This window comes from Jatrophihabitans telluris, from assembly GCF_023516435.1.
Taxonomy (GTDB): Bacteria; Actinomycetota; Actinomycetes; order Mycobacteriales; family Jatrophihabitantaceae; genus Jatrophihabitans_A; species Jatrophihabitans_A telluris.
In genome coordinates this window covers 534,042-550,345 of the sequence record NZ_CP097332.1, presented here as the reverse complement: position 1 = coordinate 550,345, position 16,304 = coordinate 534,042, and the positions used below count along the sequence as shown (strand labels likewise).

Below are 16,304 nucleotides of genomic sequence, written 5' to 3'. Positions count from 1 at the left end.
CGCGCCCCCACACGTTGACGTTGCCCTTGTTGCGCGCCCCCACACGTTGACGTTGCCCTTGTTGCGCGCCCCCACACGTTGACGTTGCCCTCGTTGCGCGCCCCCGCAACGCCATCATCAGCCGTGCACGCGGGTGATCCAGGCTTTCGGGTCGGTGATCTCTGCCTTGGTCGGAAGCGTCGACGGGGAGCTCCAAACCGCGTTGAAGGCATCCAGCCCGGCCTCGTCGACGACGGTTCGGACGAAGTTCGAGCCCTGGGTGTACTGCCGCGTCTTGGCGTCCATGCCGAGCAGCGAGCGCACGAGCCGGTCGAAGGGGTTGCCGCCCTTGCGCCGCCGGTCGGCGAACTTTCGCTCGATCTGGGGCTGGGACGGGATGACGGAACGGTCGACGGCGTTCATCACGTATTCGGCGTGGCCCTCCACCAGGGACATGAACCCGGTGAGCCGGTCCATGATCTCGCGGGCCTGGGGGGAGGCCAGCGCCGCCATGATCCCGGCCGTATCGCGCTTTCCCTGCGCGGTTCGGGCCAGTTCGCCGAGGGCGTGCCGGAGTCGTTCCAGGATGGCGTCGGGATCGACGTCGAGCGCGTCGGTGAGCTGGGCGATCTCGTCCAACATGTGCTGGCGCATCCATGGCACGGCGGTGAACTGCACGCGGTGGGTGACCTCGTGCAGACACACCCACAGCCTGAAGTCGGTGGGATCGACCTTCAGCGACTGTTCGACCGAGACGATGTTCGGCGCGACCAGCAGCAGTTGTCCCGTCTCCGTCGAGAAGAACTCGAACTGACCGAGAACCTTGCCCGACAGGAACGCCAGGATGGCTCCCGCCTGAGCCCCGGTCGTCCGTCCACCGATCGCAGAGGCGATCCGGCCCGGCGGCTTCTTCTCCGTCAAGCGGTCCACGACCGGTTCCATCACCACTCGCATGCTCGCCACGTTCGCGCTCACCCAGCCCGGACGGTCGACCACGACGGTCGTCGCCGACACGGCCGGTTCGTTCAGGCGCGTGAGGTCGGCCACCAGCGCCGCGGCCCGCTCGGTCGCCCGATGCAGTTCAGCGACCACTGCGGCGGCGTCAGCCGGGCTGGCCGAGGGAGGCGTGGGGGACAGGGCACGGGCGGTCTGCTCGGCCACCGACCAGTCGATCAGCGAAGACATGCACCCAACCTACCCAGCGAGATCGGAGGACGGAGCCGTTGCCGTCAGCGGCAGCCGCAGCGGACGAGGGCGGCGACGGCCGAGTCCAGGACGGTGCGGGCCGACGTGGAGTTCGGGTCCCCGCCGGGAACCTTGTCCGCCACGAAGGCGAACACCAACTGGCGGCCGTCCGAATCGGTGAGGACTCCGGCGATTCCGGTCACCCCGGTCAGGCTGCCGGTCTTGGCACGGACCACGCCGTCGGCGATCGCCGAGGTGCCGGTGAAGCGGCCCTGCTCGACGAGCGTGCCGTCCCACCCGGCGACGGCCAGTCCGGTGATCACCGGCCGCAGTTCGGGGTGTTTGGCCCCTGCGGCGAGCAACAGGGTCTGGCCGAGCACTCCGGCCGGAATCCGGTCGGCCACCGACAGGCCGCTACCGTCCTTCATCCCGGCGCCGACCGCGACACCTGCCGCGGTCAACGTCGCCGACACCGCGGCCGCCCCGCCCGCGAACGAGCCGGCCTGGCCGGTCGCCAGCGCCACCTGCCGCGCCAGGACCTCGGCCATAACGTTGTCCGACTCCGACAGGGTCTGCTCCACCAGAGTGCTGACCGGCGCGGATTGGACGGAACCGAGGAGTCTGGCCCCGGCCGGCGCTGTTCCGCGGGTGACCTGAGCGCCGCCGAGCGCGTCGGCCAGGGCCCGGCCGGCCGCGAGATCCGGGGCCGCGGACCGCACAGTGGCGCCCGGGGCGTCCCGGCCGGCGTCCACCATGGCGGCGGCGATCGGGCTCGCGTAGCTGGAGGGCGCATCCTCAGGGGCCCAGCCGGTCGCGGTGGACGGTCCGCTGAACAGCGAGTCGTCCACGACGACCGAGGTGATCGCGGCCCCGGACAGGTTCTTGCTCACCTGCGCGGCCAGGTCTGAGATACGCGCCGCTTCCGGGTATTCACTCGCCTGGCCGACCTTGGCCGCGCTGAGGGTGGGATCGCCGCCGCCGACCAGCACCACTGTGTTGGCGTCACCGCCCTGAAGGACCCGCGTCGTGAAGCGGTCGGTGCCCTTGCGTACGCGTAGTAACGCCGCGGTGGTCAGCAATTTCGCGGTCGAGGCCGGAGCCACCACCTCAGCGGCACCGGTGTTCATCAAGGTCCCGCTCGTAGCCGCGTCGTACACCTGGGCCGAGACCGAGCTGCCGAGGCTCGGATCGGCGAGAGTGCCCTTCAGCTGGGCGAGCACGCCCGCCGCGGTCGGCGCCGGCGCATCCGCCGCGCTGGGAGCCGGCGAGGCGCCCTTCGTCGTCGCGGCCAAGGCCGCGGCGGCGTCACTGGCGGGAGCGGTCTGAGCCGGGATCACGAGCGGGTGGAAACCACGATTCGCCGACCATTGCCGACCCGCCCCGACGCCGAAATACAGACCGACCGCCGCCCCGAGCGCGAGGACCACGAGCATGATCAGGGGCACATGGCCGGCTGGTCGGGAACGGGGATCGGCCACGCTGAAACACACTAGTATCTAACCGTCCGCCGCTGGCGCGGATCCGCCGTTCGGGAGCGCGGGGTCCCCTCGCCGCCGAACGATTCGCGGAACCGTCGTCGCCCACATACTGCGCAGATCCTGCGGAGCAGTTCGCCTGAGAGGTTTTCCCGTCATGGAAGAATTCGACGTCCTGATCGAGATCCCGAAGGGCAGCCGCAACAAGTACGAGGTCGACCACGAGACCGGCCGGATCCGCCTCGACCGGGTGCTGTTCACCTCGACCCAGTACCCCGCCGACTACGGCTACATCGAAAACACCCTCGGCGAGGACGGCGACCCGCTCGACGCCCTCGTGCTCATCCAGGGAAGCCCGCTGTTCCCCGGTGTCCTGGTGACCTGTCGCGCGATCGGCATGTTCCGGATGACCGACGAGAAGGGCGGCGATGACAAGGTCCTCTGCGTACCCGCGCACGACCCGCGCCTGGAACACCTGCGTGACATCCACAACGTGCCCGAGTTCGATCGCCTCGAGATTCAGCACTTCTTCGAGGTCTACAAGGACCTCGAACCCGGCAAGAGTGTCGAGGGCGCAACCTGGGTCGGCCGGTTCGAGGCCGAGGAAGAGATCCAGAACAGTCGCCAGCGGCTCAAGGACAACCCCGGCCACTGAGGCAGCCGAGCCGCTCAGGCCGACAAGCTGCACAGGCCGACAAGCTGCACAGGCCGACAAGCTGCACAGGCCGACAGGCCGCACAGGCCGACAAGCCACCGGGAAATCAGCCGGGTGGGATGAGAATTCCCTCCACCGCGAGGTTGTGCAGCAAGCGGTCGACCGACTCGTTGTGCACCGCGGCCAGTCGAGGCAGGTCTCGCGATCTCAGCGTAAGCAGCCGCCGCGCCGGCCCCTGCCGAGCCCGCTGCACGGCGGCGACGAACTGCACGAGCCGGGGCCAACGGCCGGAGTTGTGCAGGCGGGCGGTGTCGACCACGACCGAATCCTGGGGCACGCTGATGCCGGCCGGCTCGGGCTGGGTGCCGATCAGCTCGGCCGCTGGCACCCGATAGAAGTCGGTCAGGGCGAAGAGGCTGACGGCGGAAATGACCCGCTCGCCACGCTCGTAGGTTCCCAGCGCGGTAGCCGACCAACGACCGCCGGACAGCCGGGCCACGTCCGCTCGGGTCCAGCGGTAACGGCGCCGGACCTCCCGCAGTCGACGTCCGAGACCGGCGAGGTCGAAACCCGGATCGGCTGTCCCCAACAGCGCCGCGGACTCGGAGCCGAGGGGTAGATCCGAATCACCACGGCGATCGACCCCGGCGCCGGCCGGGCGCCTCGAGGGGTCTGTCGCGAGTACAGCGTCGACGCCGTCGAACGGATCGAAGCGGCGCCTTTCGGGCTCGTTGCGGTCGACAGTGTCGGTGGAATCAAGGAGAGAGGGGTGCATTGCGGTGTCCTAACGGAAGTTCGACGCGGCCGTCACCTCCGTAGACGCACCTGCCCCTCCGTCATTTCGCGAGTTTTCCGCCGATGCCGAAAATGGACATCAAATCCAGCTCAAGCGCCGCCTCCCGGCCGGACACGCCAGGGGCCGGCCATCGAAACGATGACCGGCCCCTGGCGTTCTACGTGTAGCGCCCCGTGCGAGTGCCCCCTGCGATCAAAGCTCGCAGCGCGGCACCTGTGCCCAGCGGTGGATCAGAAGCTGCCCTCGGCTGCCGCGAGCGAACGGTCGGCCGCAGCCTTGGCCGCGGCCTCCTCGGCGGCCCGAGCCTCCAGGCCCGACTCCATACGCAGCTTGACCTCCTTGAGGAAGAAGCTCAGGACGAACGCAGGCACGACCACCAGCGCGGCGAGCAGGAACACGCGGTCCATCGCCGAGGCGAAGCCGTTGAGGAACGGATCGCGCAGGATGGCCGCACCATGCTGCAGGAAGCTGGTGTCGTTGAGCTGACTCGTCGAGCCATTCTTCATGGCGGTGAGGGCCTTGGCGATGACGCTGTTGGACGGATCCTTCAACGCGGTCTGGAACTGCGGCGTGCCCACGACCGCCTTCACGTTCTCCCCGACCTTGGTGCTGGAGACCGAGAAGAAGACGGTCAGGAACAGGGCCGTGCCGAAGGTTCCACCCATCGAGCGGAAGAAGGTCGCCGACGCCGTCGCCACACCCATCTGCGATGCGGGCACGGAGTTCTGCGTCGCCAGCACCAGCGTCTGCATGCAGCACCCGAGTCCGGCACCGACCAGCACCATCAGCGGCACCAGCGCGGCGTAGCTCGTGTGCGCGGTGATCCGGGACAGCCCGGACAGCGCGAGGATCAACAAGCCTGTTCCCACGATCGGGAAGAGCTTGTAACGGCCGGTCTTGGCCGTGGCGATACCGGAGGCCATCGCCACCGTCATCAGGCCGAGCATCAGCGGCAGCAGCGACAGTCCGGACTTGGTCGGGCTGAAGCCCTTGACGATCTGCATGTACAGCGGCAAACAGATGATGCCTCCGAACATGCCCATACCGACGATGAAGTTCATCAACGACGCGACCGAGAAGACCGGGTGCTTGAACATCTTCAGCGGCAGGATGGCTTCGTCGCCGACCGCGCGTTCGATGTAGACGAATGCGGCGATCAGGCCGACGCCGATCACGTACATCAGGATCGAGCGCCCGGAGCCCCAGCCCCAGACCCGTCCCTGCTCGGCCACGACGAGCAGGGAGGTGATGCCCAGCACGAGGGTGACCGCACCCCAGTAGTCGATGCGGTGTTCCTGCCGGGTGTGCGGCAGGTTCAGGAAGCGGCTCACCACGGCCAGCGCGACGATTCCGATCGGCAGGTTGACGTAGAAAACCCAGCGCCACCCGTCCACGCCCAGCAGGGTGTCCTGCCCAGCCAGGAGGCCACCGAGCACGGGCCCGGCAACCGAGGACAGCCCGAAGACGGCCATGAAGTAACCCTGGTACTTGGCTCGCTCACGGGGCGGGACGATGTCGCCGATGATGGCGAACGCCAGCGCCATCAAGCCACCGGCACCCAGCCCCTGTACGGCCCGGAAGCCGGCCAGTTCGATCATCGAGTTCGCCATGCCCGACAGGGCCGAGCCGACGAGGAAGATCGAGATCGCGAACAGGTAGAACTTCTTGCGGCCGTACATGTCGCTCAACTTGCCGTAGAGCGGCGTGGAGACGGTCGAGGTCACCAGGTAGGCGGTCGTTGCCCACGCCTGGTTCGTCTGGCCGTTCAGCTTGTCGGCGATGGTGCGCATCGCGGCCGAGACGATCGTCTGGTCGAGCGCGGCCAGGAACATGCCGAGCAGCAGGCCGGACAGGATCAGCATGATCTGCCGGTGGGACAGGCGTCCGGACGCGTCAGGCGTCATCTGGACGGGTTCAGCCATGATTCAGTTCCTCTTCCAGCTCTTCGGCGTTGACCGCCTGGTACTTGTCGGTGGCTTGGTTGAGACGGCCCAGCAGCCGTCCGAAGGTCGCGATGTCGTCGGCGGGCCAGTCCGAGAGCAGCCGCTCGACCCGAGTTCGGCGCCCGCGTGCGAGCCGGGACATCAGATCGTCGCCGGCCTCGGTGCTGCGCAGGAGCACCGCGCGCCGATCGTCCGGGTCAGGCTCGCGGGCGAGCAGCCCGGCCCTTTCCAGGTCAGCGACCTGGCGGGAGATGTGGGAAGCGTCGAAACCGGTGCGCTCGGCGATGGCGGTCAACCGCGACGGACCGCAATGGCTGAGGGTGCCGAGCACCATCAGCGCCATCCGATCGATCCGGTCCCCGTTGATCTGGTGCTTGTACCGCGTCACGTTCATCATCAACGTCCCGAACTCGCGTTCGACCACGGAGATCGCATCCGGTTCAACATCTTGGGGGCCGACGCAGTGCGGCTGGCCGGTCGGCCGGTTAGATGTTTGCGTCACGCAATGAAAATAGATGCTTACCGCAAGTAAATCAACCGGTAATGGGTGTAGTGATCGAGGTCTCACGATTTGTGAACGAAGAATTCACTTTCTGTACGGCTGCCTCACCGCCCGACCGCTTGACTGAGCGGGATCTCTGCCCGTCGTCGGAACAACCGCCGCGGCGAGATGGTGGCACAGCTTCGATGCGCCGCGTTGCGATACGAGTCGTCCCATCCGGGCGAGTCGGGCCGCGAGCGCGTGGAGCGGGTCCGGGGGGACGGGTCCAAGCTGCCGGCTCTTGTTCGGGGGACGAGCCGTCGCTCCCCCATTGCCACTCAACTCGTTTCGGGGGACATACATGCTCCAAGGTGCGCGCGCTACGGTGCGTCCGACCATCAAGTTCTCGTCGTTGCTAGGGGCCCTGCTCCTGCTGGCCGGGGCACTCACGATCGCCTTCTCCGGCTCGTCGGCCCACGCGGCGACGATCAACAACGCCATCACGGACGTGACCGTCGGACCGTCACCGGTGGCCCTGGGCAACCAGGTCACCACGACGATCAAGTGGAAGGTCCCCAACGGGACCCAAGCCGGTGACACCTTTCAGCTCACCCTGGATCCCAAGCTGCGCAACCTGCCCTCGTCGTTCCTCCTCAAGGACGCCAACGGCAACGTCGTCGCGACCGCGTCCGTCAGCAACACGGTTCCCGCCGTCATCACCTTCACGATGACCGACTTCGCGGCCAGCCACATCAATGTCTCGGGCAGCGCGTTCGTCAAGTCGGACTTCACCGCCGCCCCGGGAAACCAGACGTTCACCTACACCGAGCCCGACGGCACGAAGTACAGCAGCACCGTCACTGTCACGGGATCCACCGGGCCCAACCGCGCCCACGGCCAGAAATTCGGCGCCTGGACGCGCGGTGACCAAGGCCGCCAGAATCCCACCGACTTCCTGAAGTGGTACCTGGAGACGCGGACCGGTCCGTTCACCTCGGCCACTTTGAGCGACACCATCCAGAGCCCCCAGTTGATCGACTGCGCCACGGTCGCCGTGCTCGTCGGCGACACCGGCGGCGCCAACGGGTCCTTCGCCCACGGCACCACCTACTCCGGCGCCACGGTCACGTGCTCGACCGGGGCGCTGACCGTCAAGCTCGGATCGGCCACGGCCGGCCAGCTGTTCCGCGTCACGTTCTCGGTCAGCCTCCCCGCCGCCACCGGCGCGGACTCACCCGCCGAAACCTTCGCCAACACCGCCACCGAGACCGCGGTCTCCCCCGGCGGCACGGCGACGTATCACCCCGGCTCCCAGATGTCGCAGGCCGACGCCGGTGGTGAGGGCTCGGGCACGAACACGACCCCGAACATCACCATCGCCAAGGGTGATTCCAACGGCAACGCCGGGGACACGGCCGCCGCGGCGGTCCTGCTCCCTGACGGCACCGCCTCGCTGGTCTTCACCATCACGAACACCGGCGACGAGGCGTTGAAGAACGTCGCCGTCACCGACCAGGTGATCACCAATGGCACCGTCACCGGGTTGGACTGCACCTTCCCGGACAAGTCGACGGGCACGACCTGGGCTGGTCCGCTGGCCGTCAAGGGCAGCTTCACCTGCACCGCCCAGCTGGCCGACGTCGTGGCCGGCAACACCCTGCACGAGGACACCGGCACGGTGACCGCCGTCGGAACCCTGTCCGGCAAGACGGTGACCGACCACAACTCCTACTTCGGCAACACGCCTGAGCAGCAGAACGCGCCGCCCACCCCGTCGCCGACGGAAAGCTCCACCAGCCCGGCACCGTCCAGTAGCACGCCGCTGAGCCCGTCCGAGTCGACTTCCCCCCCGGAGTCGATCACCACGCCGCCGACCCTGCCCAACACGGGAGCCAACGCCGCTCCCGTGGTGCTGGGGGTAGGCATGGCGCTGGTCGGGACTCTGCTGTTGCTGGTCGGTCGCCGCCGTCCGGGGCACTAAGCCTGCTCCGGACGACCCCGCTTTTGGTGGCCCGGCGCTCTACCCCGACGCCGGGCCGCCAGAAGAGGATGCGGACCCTCTCCTCCACTCCAGTCCACTCCACGTTGAGGTTGCCCTCGTTGCGGGCGTTCCCACGTTGAGGTTGCCCTTGTTGCGGGCGTTCCACGTTGAGGTTGCCCTCGTTGCGGGCGTTCCCACGTTGAGGTTGCCCTCGTTGCGGGCAATCCTTCGACAACGAGGGCAACCTCAACGACCCGGGCACGACAACGAGGGCAACCTCAACGTCCCACGCACGACAACGAGGGCAACCTCAACGACCCGGGCTCGACAACGAGGGCAACCTCAACGTCGCGGGCTCGACAACGAGGGCAACGTCAACGTCCCACGCACGACAACAAGGGCAACCTCGACGCGGGGTTAGAGAGGTTTCTCGGCTCGGTGCAGGGCGACGATCCCCCCGGTGAGGTTGCGCCACTGCACGTCGGACCATCCCGCCGCACTGATCGTCCGGCTCAGGGCCCCCTGGTCCGGCCACGACCGGATGGACTCCGCCAGGTACACGTAGGCGTCGGGGTTGGAAGACACCCGGCGAGCGATCCACGGCAACGCCCGCATCAGGTAGTTCAGATACATCTGGCGGAAAACGGGGACGACCGGCGTGGAGAACTCGCAGACCACCAACCGTCCACCCGGCTTCGCGACACGGGCGAACTCGGCCAAGGCGGACTCCGGGTCCACGACGTTGCGCAGGCCGAACGAGATCGTGACCGCGTCGAACGTGCTGTCCGCGAACGGCAGTCGCATCGCATCGGCGGCTACGAAGGGTAGGAACCGGCGGTCGGTACGACGCTTGCCGGCCTGCAACATACCCATCGAGAAGTCGCTGGCCACCGCGCTCGCACCGGACCGGGACAGCTCCAGCGTCGACACACCGGTTCCGGCGGCGACGTCCAACACCCGCTGCCCGGGCTTGAGCGCCAGCGCCTCACGGGTGCGGCGGCGCCAACGGCGGTCCTGCCCGAACGACAGCACCGAGTTCGTCAGGTCGTAGCGTTTGGCCACACCGTCGAACATCGACGCGACCTCACGTGGTTGCTTGTCCAGCGATGCACGAGTCATGAGACGTCCATTGTGACCGATGCGCATACGCCCGATGGCAGCGGCGGCCGCGCCAACCGCACGGCTCCCCAGCTCACGGCGGCCAGGCAAGCGAGGTACCCGAGCCCCTTGACGCCGCCCAGCGGAATCTGTTCGCCGAGCAAGACCGCGCCGAGGACGACGGCGACCACCGGATCGAGGATGAGGTTGGCGGGGAAGCTGGCCGCCAGTGGTCCGAGCTGGAAGCCGACCTGGACGAGCAGGTACCCGCCGCCGCCCAGTACGACCACCGCCACCAACGGGATCAGCCCGCGGGGGTCACCGAAACCCTCCAAGCCCTCGGCGATCCACACGACCGAGACGGCCTCGACGAGGACGCTGACCACGCCGAACCAACACCCCGCCACCACACCGAAGCCGACCGCGCGCGGGACGGGGGCCCGGTGCCGCATCGCGAGCAGCAGCGCCAGCCCCGCGACCAGCGCCAACCCGGCCGTCCAAGCCGCCGGGGCAGTGGCGATGATACGACCGCGGTGCGGCTCTCCGAGCAGGGCGAAAAACCCCGCCAGCCCCAGGATCACCACGAAGCAGTCGAGTAACTCACGTCTCGCGGGGGCCGGCACCCCGAAGGCGGATCGCAACAGGACCGCGACCGGCAGAGCCAGGATGAGCAGAGGCTGGACGAGCACGACCGGTCCGCTGGCCAGGGCGATCAGCTGCAGCAGGACGCCGAGCCCGTCGCCGGCCGTCGCCGCCAGCCAGCGAGGATTGCGCAGCAGCTCCAGCAGTCGCCCCGCGTCCGCCCGCCCGCTGTAGGCCGCGGCGTGCTGACCGGCGGTGCCCGCACCGTAGGCGATCGCCGCAGCGACGCCGGCCGACACCGCGAGAACAACCGAAGACATCGGGCGCCCGGGTCAGCTGGCAGCGGCAGAGGCGACCGGAAGCAGCGTGAGCGCCGTGGAGGAGAAGTGCGAGTGGACCCGGGCGTCGACCGGATCCAGAGCAGGGTCGGCGTGGACGAGCACGTGGTTGTAGAGCGTGTCGCGCTGGGCGGGAATCCGGCCGGCTGACCTGATCAGCTCGATCAGCTCCGTCCGGTTGGACCGGTGCCTGGCTCCGGCACTGGACACGACGTTCTCCTCGAGCATGACCGAACCGAGGTCGTCAGCACCGAAGTGCAGGGTGAGCTGGCCGATGTCCTTGCCGGTGGTCAACCAGCTGCCCTGCAGGTGATTGACGTTGTCGAAGAACAGCCGAGCCACCGCGATCATGCGCAGGTACTCCAGCGACGTGGCCTGGGTACGGCCCTTGAGGTGGTTGTTCTCGGCCTGGTAGGTCCACGGGATGAAGGAGCGAAATCCACCGGTGCGGTCCTGGACGTCGCGAACCATGCGCAGGTGCTCGATGCGCTCGGCGTTCGTCTCCCCGGTGCCCATCATGAACGTGGCGGTGGACTCGACGCCGAGCCGGTGCGCGGTCTCCATGACCGACAGCCAGGTTTCACCGTCCTCCTTCAGTGGCGCGATGGCCGTGCGCGGGCGCTTCACCAGGATCTCGGCACCGGCGCCGGCGAAGGAGTCCAGCCCGGCGGTGTGCAGGCGCGCGATGACTTCGGCGTGGTCGAGGGCGCTGACCCGGCCGATGTGCACGACCTCCGACGCACCGAGGGAGTGCAGGGTCAACGTCGGGTACTCGCCCTTGATGGCGGAGAAGATGCGCTCGTACCACTCGATGCCCAGGTCCGGGGAGTGACCGCCCTGCAGCATGATCTGGGTCGCGCCGAGTTCGACCGCCTCGCCACAGCGGCGCAGGATCTCCTCGTCCGAGTGCGTCCACCCCTCCTCGTGCTTCGGTGCCCGGTAGAAGGCACAGAACTTGCAGGCGGTCAGGCAGACGTTGGTGTAGTTGATGTTGCGATCGATGATGTAGGTCGCGATGTTGTCGGGGTACCGCCGCCGGCGTACCGCATCGGCCGCCTCGCCCAGCGCGTGCAGCGGCGCGTCGGTGTACAGCAGCAACGCCTGGTCAGGACTGATCCGGCCACCGTCGGCGGCGTGCGCCAGCAGGTCGGAGATCTCGGTACTCACTGCTCGTCTCCTTCATCGCGGCGCCGACCGTCGGCAGGGGTACTCGTCACGGGTACGAGGGTAGCGTCCGCTCGGGCGGCGCCTCGGTGCTGCCACCACCGGCGAGCAGGTCCCGCAGGTCGTCGGCGGCCTGGGCCGCTGCTCCGTCGGCGACCGCCGAAACACCCCCCAGCCCGAAGTAGGAGTGGTTGAGCGTCGGCCACTCGCGGGTGATCACCCGGACACCGGATCGCTGCAGAGCGTGGGCGTAGAAGTTGCCCTCGGTGCGGAGCACGTCCAGGGTCGCGGTGTGGATCACCGCCGGCGCGACGCCGGTCAGGTCCTTGGCGCGCATCGGCGACACGCGCCAGTCGGTCGACTCCGCGTCGGTGACGTAGTTGTGGGCGAAGTCGGCCATGCCCTCCAGGGTGAGGCCGAAATTGCTGCCGGTGGTCTGGCGCGACATGTAGAAAGCGTTCACCGGGTCCGCGGCGTAGCGGCCGGCCACATCGGTCACCGGGTACAGCAGCAGCTGGGCGGTGAGCGGCTGGCCGGCGTCGCGACGGGCGATCGCGGTGGAGGCGGCCAACTGCCCGCCGGCGCTGTCACCGGCGAGGATGAGTTCGGGTCCGCCACCGAGCTCGGAGCGGTGCGTGTCGGCCCATTCGGTGGCCGCGACCGCGTCGTCGAAGGCAGCCGGGAAGCGGTCCTCCGGCGCGAGCCGGTAGCCCACGGTCACGACGACCGCCCCGAACTGGGTACAGATCCGCCGGGCGTGCCCGAGGTGGGTGTCGATGTCGCCGACGACCCACCCGCCGCCGTGGAAGTAGACAACGGTCGGCAGCGGTCCCTGCTGGCCCTCGCTGGGACGCAGCACGCGGATGGGCAGCGGACCGGCCGGCCCGTCGATCTCATCGTCGACCTCGGTGGCCGGGACCAAACGCTGCGTCATGTGCTCCAGTGCTAACGCATTCTCGTTCCGGGAACGTTGCCGAGCCTCGCCAATACTGGTGGGCTCGCCGTTCGGCTGGGTCCGGATCAACCAGTTGGCGATGTCGGCATCGATGATGGGCTCGGTCACGGTTTCCTTCGGTTCTCGCCTGACAGGCAGGCCGTTTCAGCGTCAGAACGGTTCACACAGCCGCGAACACCGGGTCCACCGGCCCCGACAGGGCACCGACGGACGCGGCTCGCACTGCGAATTCTCTCAGACCGGCGACCTGCCGTTCACCCAATGAGAAATCGAGGGTGCGGAAGTAGTGCGCCAGCGTCGACGTGTCGAAGATCTCCCACCGCGAAGCCTGCGCGGCGACCTCGTCCACATGGGCCAGCGCCTCGTCCCGGCTTCGGATGAACGCCGCGTGGACGTCCTTGACGATGCCGGGGTGGGCTTCGGCGAATTCGCGACGGGCGGCCCACACGGCGAAGACCATGGGCAGGCCGGTCCAGCTCCGCCACGCCTCGCCGAGGTCGTGGACGTCCAGCCCGATCCGCGGTCCCTCGTAGGTCGCGCGCAGGGCGACGTCGCCGATGACGACCGCGGCATCGGCCTCCAACAACATGGCGGTCACGTCCGGCGGGCAGGTGAAGTACCGCGGCTGCACGCCGTGAACCTCCCGCAGCCACATCTGGGCGAGCAGCACCGAGGTTCGGGAGGTGGACCCCAGAGCGACCGGACGCCCGTCGAGTTCGGCCAGCGGGCGTTGAGCCACGAGGTCGACCGAGAGCACCTTGCCGTCGGAGCCGACGGCGATGTCGGGCAGCAGAACGAGTTGGTCGGCGTTGCGCAGGTACTCCACCAGCGAGATCGGCCCGATGTCCAGCGCGCCCTCGACGAGCAGCCGGTTGAGATTGTCCGGGCTGTCCTTGGTCAACTCGATGTCGAGCAGGGCACCCGAGCGGACCAGTCCCCAGTAGATCGGCAAACAGTTCAGGAACTGGATGTGGCCCACTCGTGGCCGGGAGCTGGACGTCGCTGTCACGCGCTCGACGCTACCCCGAGCGGCTCTAGGCTCGTGGCGTGCCCACCGACCTGTCCGACCTGCAACTCGCCGCCGAACTCGTCCGGGAAGCGGGCCTGCTTGCCCGCCGGATGCTGGCCGAAGGGCTGGAGACCAGGCACAAGACGTCGATCTCGGATGTGGTCTCGGCCGCCGATCATGCCGCTGAACGGCTCGTCGTCGGACGGCTGCGCGACGAACGTCCGGCCGATGGCCTGATCGGCGAGGAGGGGACGGACGAGCCCGCCTCATCCGGACGTACCTGGTACATCGATCCGGTCGACGGCACGTACAACTTCCTGTCGGGTCTGCCCTACTGGTGTGCGGCCGTCGCCCTGGCCGACGCCGAAGGGCCCGTTCTCGGCGCCGTCTACCACCCGGTCACCGACGAGCTGTGGCTCGGTGGGCGGGACCAGCCGACGACGTGCAACGGGGTGCCCGTCCCGTCCCTGACCGAGGCCCCGCTGTCGCAGCTCTCGGTCGCGAGCTACCTGCATCCGGCCACGCTGCCGGACCCGGGTTCACGACTGCCCCTGCTGGCCGTGATCGGCCGGGCCGCCACCGTGCGAATGCTGGGCTCGGGTTCCATCGAGCTGGCTTCGGTCGCGGGCGGGCGGCTCGGTGCGTGGGTGCAGCACGACTCGATGGCGTGGGACTGGCTGCCCGGCGCCGCCTTGGTCAGCGCCGCGGGCGGATCGACGGCGGTGATCGAACAGGGCGGCCATCGCTGGCACGTCGCGGGGAACAGGACCGCCGTGGCCGACGCCGTCGACACGATCCGCGCGGCGCGGGCAGACTCGTCCTCGGACGATCTCGCCTAGGCTGGCACCGCGTTCTCGGCACGGCACGGGACGATCGGTCCGACCGGTCTCTGCGGGGTAACCCCGTGGACGCACCAACAGTTCGCCACTTCGGCGCACGCCCGGCCCTGTCGCACGCGGCAGGAGGGGGCGCGCACAGCGAGAGGGGCCGTGCCGTGCCGGGATCCACGTCGTGATCCTCGATCCCGTTGACATCACCCGGGTGCTCCTGGCCGGTCCGTGGCGTCCGTCATTGATGGAGCTGCGGCTGGCGCACGAGGCGGGCTGGTTGCGCCCGAGTGCCGACATGACCCGCCTCGTGGCCGACATCGTCGAGCGCTGGCCGCAGCCGCCCGATCCCGCGGCCCTGATGGCCTTGTTGGCCGAACGCCGGGAGGTGGCCACCCCGCGCACCCATCCGGAGCCCCCGCCACCCCCGCCGCCGCCTCGAGTGCGTCGCCGCCGGCTCGTCGGCATCGACCCGCCGCTTCGCAATACCGACGAGCTGTTGCGGCTGCTCTGGCTGGAGGAGGCCGAGCTGCGCTGGTTTGCCGACCTCCAGCAGCGCAATTCCCGCACCGGCGAGCAGCGACTGCGGCACTACCGTTACCGGGTGGTCGCTGACCCGTCCCACCCGCGCTTGCTGGAGATTCCCAAGGTCCGATTGAAGGAAATCCAACGCCGGATCGCCTCCTCGGTGCTCAGCTCGCTGCCGCTGCATCCGGCCGCCCACGGCGCGGTGGCGGACCGGTCTGTCGGCACCGCGCTGCGGCCGCACGCCGAGCAGGCGGTGGTGGTGCGTTGTGACCTGGAGTCGTTCTTCGCCTCGATCACCGCCGACCGCGTTGCCGGCGAGCTCGGGCTGATCGGACTGGACCGAGTTCTGGCCGCCACCGTCGCCGGCCTGTGCACCGCAGCCGTTCCGTTGACCGTTCGCCGCGGACTACCCAGACCGGCCGATCCCGACCGGCTGGCAGCGCACTGGCGTTGGTCGCATCGACTGAGCTCGGCCCATCTTCCGCAGGGCTCACCGTCGTCCCCGCGGCTGGCCAACGCCATCGCCTACGGCTTGGATCGTCGGTTGACGGCCTTGGCCGAGCGACTGGGTGCGGCCTACACCCGCTACGTCGATGACCTGACCTTCAGCGGACCGGACTCGCTCGCGGTCGGACCATTGCTGGCCGGCGTGCGGGAGATCGTGCGTTCTGAGGGCTTTGCCGTCAACGAGGCCAAGACTCGGGTGCTTCGAACGCACCAGCGTCAGCGCGTGCTGGGGGCCGTGGTCAACGACCGTCCCCGGCTGGACCGACGGGAGCGGGACCGACTGCGGGCCATCGTGCACAACTGCCTCGCATCGGGACCGAGCAGCCAGGCAGGCGAACGCGGCGTGGCCCACCTACGGGGCGAGCTGGCGGGACGGATCGGCTGGGCCGGGCAACTCGACGAGGCGGACGGACGAAAGCTGCGAGCTGGATTCGACCAGATCGACTGGTCGCGCTGAGCTCTCCGGCTCGCGCAGCTCGAGCGCTGCCACGTGGGGCCCTCAGCCGTCCTCGCCTGAGAGCTTCTGGTCCAGGTCGTGCGTCTTGGCCTTGCGGGCCTCCATGCGCTGTTCGAGGTTGCTGGCCATCTTCTGCCGCTGCCGGTTGAGCAATACGAACGACAGCGGCACCGACAGGATCACGGCGAGGATCGCGGCGAGCAGGCCTGGTACACGGGCCAGCCAGAGCAGGCCCCAGATCAGGAAGAAGATCCCGAACCGCAGCAGCGTGTACAGCCACATCGCACCCAGGGACTGCAGGGCAGTGGGCGCCTGGGGCCGTTGCTCGGTCATCGCTGGTCTCT

15 protein-coding genes are annotated in these 16,304 nt (G+C 68.7%); 4 read left to right on the top strand and 11 right to left on the bottom strand.

All coding sequences use genetic code 11. The features are described 5' to 3' along the window. Positions 1 to 117: 117 nt before the first annotated feature. Positions 118 to 1,164: a zinc-dependent metalloprotease gene (locus M6D93_RS02655; RefSeq protein ID WP_249772766.1), complete on the bottom strand. Its 1,047-nt coding sequence runs from the start codon at positions 1,162 to 1,164 to the stop codon at positions 118 to 120. Positions 1,165 to 1,208: 44 nt separating this feature from the next. Beyond that, positions 1,209 to 2,642, bottom strand: coding sequence for a D-alanyl-D-alanine carboxypeptidase/D-alanyl-D-alanine endopeptidase (dacB, locus tag M6D93_RS02650; RefSeq protein WP_249772764.1), 1,434 nt, complete (start codon positions 2,640 to 2,642; stop codon positions 1,209 to 1,211). A gap of 154 nt (positions 2,643 to 2,796) precedes the next feature. On the opposite strand from dacB, the gene M6D93_RS02645 reads away from it, so the two are divergent. Continuing rightward, positions 2,797 to 3,294 carry an inorganic diphosphatase gene (locus tag M6D93_RS02645; RefSeq protein WP_249772762.1) on the top strand — a complete coding sequence of 166 codons (498 nt, stop codon included), beginning with the start codon at positions 2,797 to 2,799 and terminating at the stop codon, positions 3,292 to 3,294. Between the two features lie 106 nt (positions 3,295 to 3,400). Here the strand turns inward: M6D93_RS02645 and M6D93_RS02640 are convergent, their stop codons facing one another. The 3 genes from M6D93_RS02640 to M6D93_RS02630 all read right to left on the bottom strand — a co-directional run bounded on the left by M6D93_RS02640 (position 3,401) and on the right by M6D93_RS02630 (position 6,535). Further along, positions 3,401 to 4,069, bottom strand: a complete 669-nt coding sequence (locus M6D93_RS02640) for a helix-turn-helix domain-containing protein (RefSeq protein ID WP_249772760.1) — start codon at positions 4,067 to 4,069, stop codon at positions 3,401 to 3,403. Between the two features lie 251 nt (positions 4,070 to 4,320). After that, complete coding sequence (locus M6D93_RS02635; RefSeq protein WP_249772758.1) at positions 4,321 to 6,012, bottom strand: MDR family MFS transporter; 1,692 nt, start codon at positions 6,010 to 6,012, stop codon at positions 4,321 to 4,323. After that, on the bottom strand, positions 6,005 to 6,535 hold the full coding sequence (locus M6D93_RS02630; RefSeq protein WP_249772756.1) for a MarR family winged helix-turn-helix transcriptional regulator: 531 nt from the start codon (positions 6,533 to 6,535) through the stop codon (positions 6,005 to 6,007). The genes M6D93_RS02635 and M6D93_RS02630 overlap by 8 nt, the downstream gene beginning before the upstream one ends. A 364-nt stretch (positions 6,536 to 6,899) precedes the next feature. On the opposite strand from M6D93_RS02630, the gene M6D93_RS02625 reads away from it, so the two are divergent. Further along, positions 6,900 to 8,495 (top strand): Ig-like domain-containing protein, encoded by a 1,596-nt coding sequence (locus M6D93_RS02625; protein ID WP_249772754.1) that lies wholly within the window; start codon positions 6,900 to 6,902, stop codon positions 8,493 to 8,495. A gap of 417 nt (positions 8,496 to 8,912) precedes the next feature. On the opposite strand, the gene M6D93_RS02620 is transcribed toward M6D93_RS02625, so the two are convergent. Genes M6D93_RS02620 through M6D93_RS02600 form a run of 5 tightly spaced genes read right to left on the bottom strand, consistent with a single transcriptional unit; the run spans position 8,913 to position 13,641 of the window. Beyond that, the gene (locus M6D93_RS02620; RefSeq protein ID WP_249772752.1) at positions 8,913 to 9,614 is read right to left on the bottom strand and encodes a demethylmenaquinone methyltransferase; all 702 of its coding nucleotides are present in this window, start codon (positions 9,612 to 9,614) and stop codon (positions 8,913 to 8,915) included. Continuing rightward, complete coding sequence (locus tag M6D93_RS02615; protein WP_249772750.1) at positions 9,611 to 10,495, bottom strand: DMT family transporter; 885 nt, start codon at positions 10,493 to 10,495, stop codon at positions 9,611 to 9,613. Before M6D93_RS02615 ends, M6D93_RS02620 begins: the two co-directional genes overlap by 4 nt. A gap of 12 nt (positions 10,496 to 10,507) precedes the next feature. Next, entirely contained in the window at positions 10,508 to 11,680 is a 1,173-nt protein-coding gene (mqnC, locus tag M6D93_RS02610; RefSeq protein ID WP_249772748.1) for a cyclic dehypoxanthinyl futalosine synthase, read from the bottom strand. A 46-nt stretch (positions 11,681 to 11,726) separates the two neighbouring features. After that, on the bottom strand, positions 11,727 to 12,740 hold the full coding sequence (locus tag M6D93_RS02605; protein WP_249772746.1) for an alpha/beta hydrolase: 1,014 nt from the start codon (positions 12,738 to 12,740) through the stop codon (positions 11,727 to 11,729). A gap of 52 nt (positions 12,741 to 12,792) precedes the next feature. Then, entirely contained in the window at positions 12,793 to 13,641 is an 849-nt protein-coding gene (locus tag M6D93_RS02600; protein WP_249772744.1) for a menaquinone biosynthetic enzyme MqnA/MqnD family protein, read from the bottom strand. A gap of 38 nt (positions 13,642 to 13,679) precedes the next feature. Between M6D93_RS02600 and M6D93_RS02595 the strand changes: the two genes are divergently transcribed. After that, positions 13,680 to 14,480 carry an inositol monophosphatase family protein gene (locus tag M6D93_RS02595; RefSeq protein ID WP_249772742.1) on the top strand — a complete coding sequence of 267 codons (801 nt, stop codon included), beginning with the start codon at positions 13,680 to 13,682 and terminating at the stop codon, positions 14,478 to 14,480. Positions 14,481 to 14,652: 172 nt separating this feature from the next. Then, complete coding sequence (locus tag M6D93_RS02590; RefSeq protein ID WP_249772740.1) at positions 14,653 to 15,960, top strand: reverse transcriptase family protein; 1,308 nt, start codon at positions 14,653 to 14,655, stop codon at positions 15,958 to 15,960. Positions 15,961 to 16,002: 42 nt separating this feature from the next. Here M6D93_RS02590 and M6D93_RS02585 read toward each other — a convergent pair whose 3' ends face one another. After that, positions 16,003 to 16,293: a DUF4229 domain-containing protein gene (locus tag M6D93_RS02585; RefSeq protein WP_249772738.1), complete on the bottom strand. Its 291-nt coding sequence runs from the start codon at positions 16,291 to 16,293 to the stop codon at positions 16,003 to 16,005. Positions 16,294 to 16,304 lie beyond the last annotated feature (11 nt).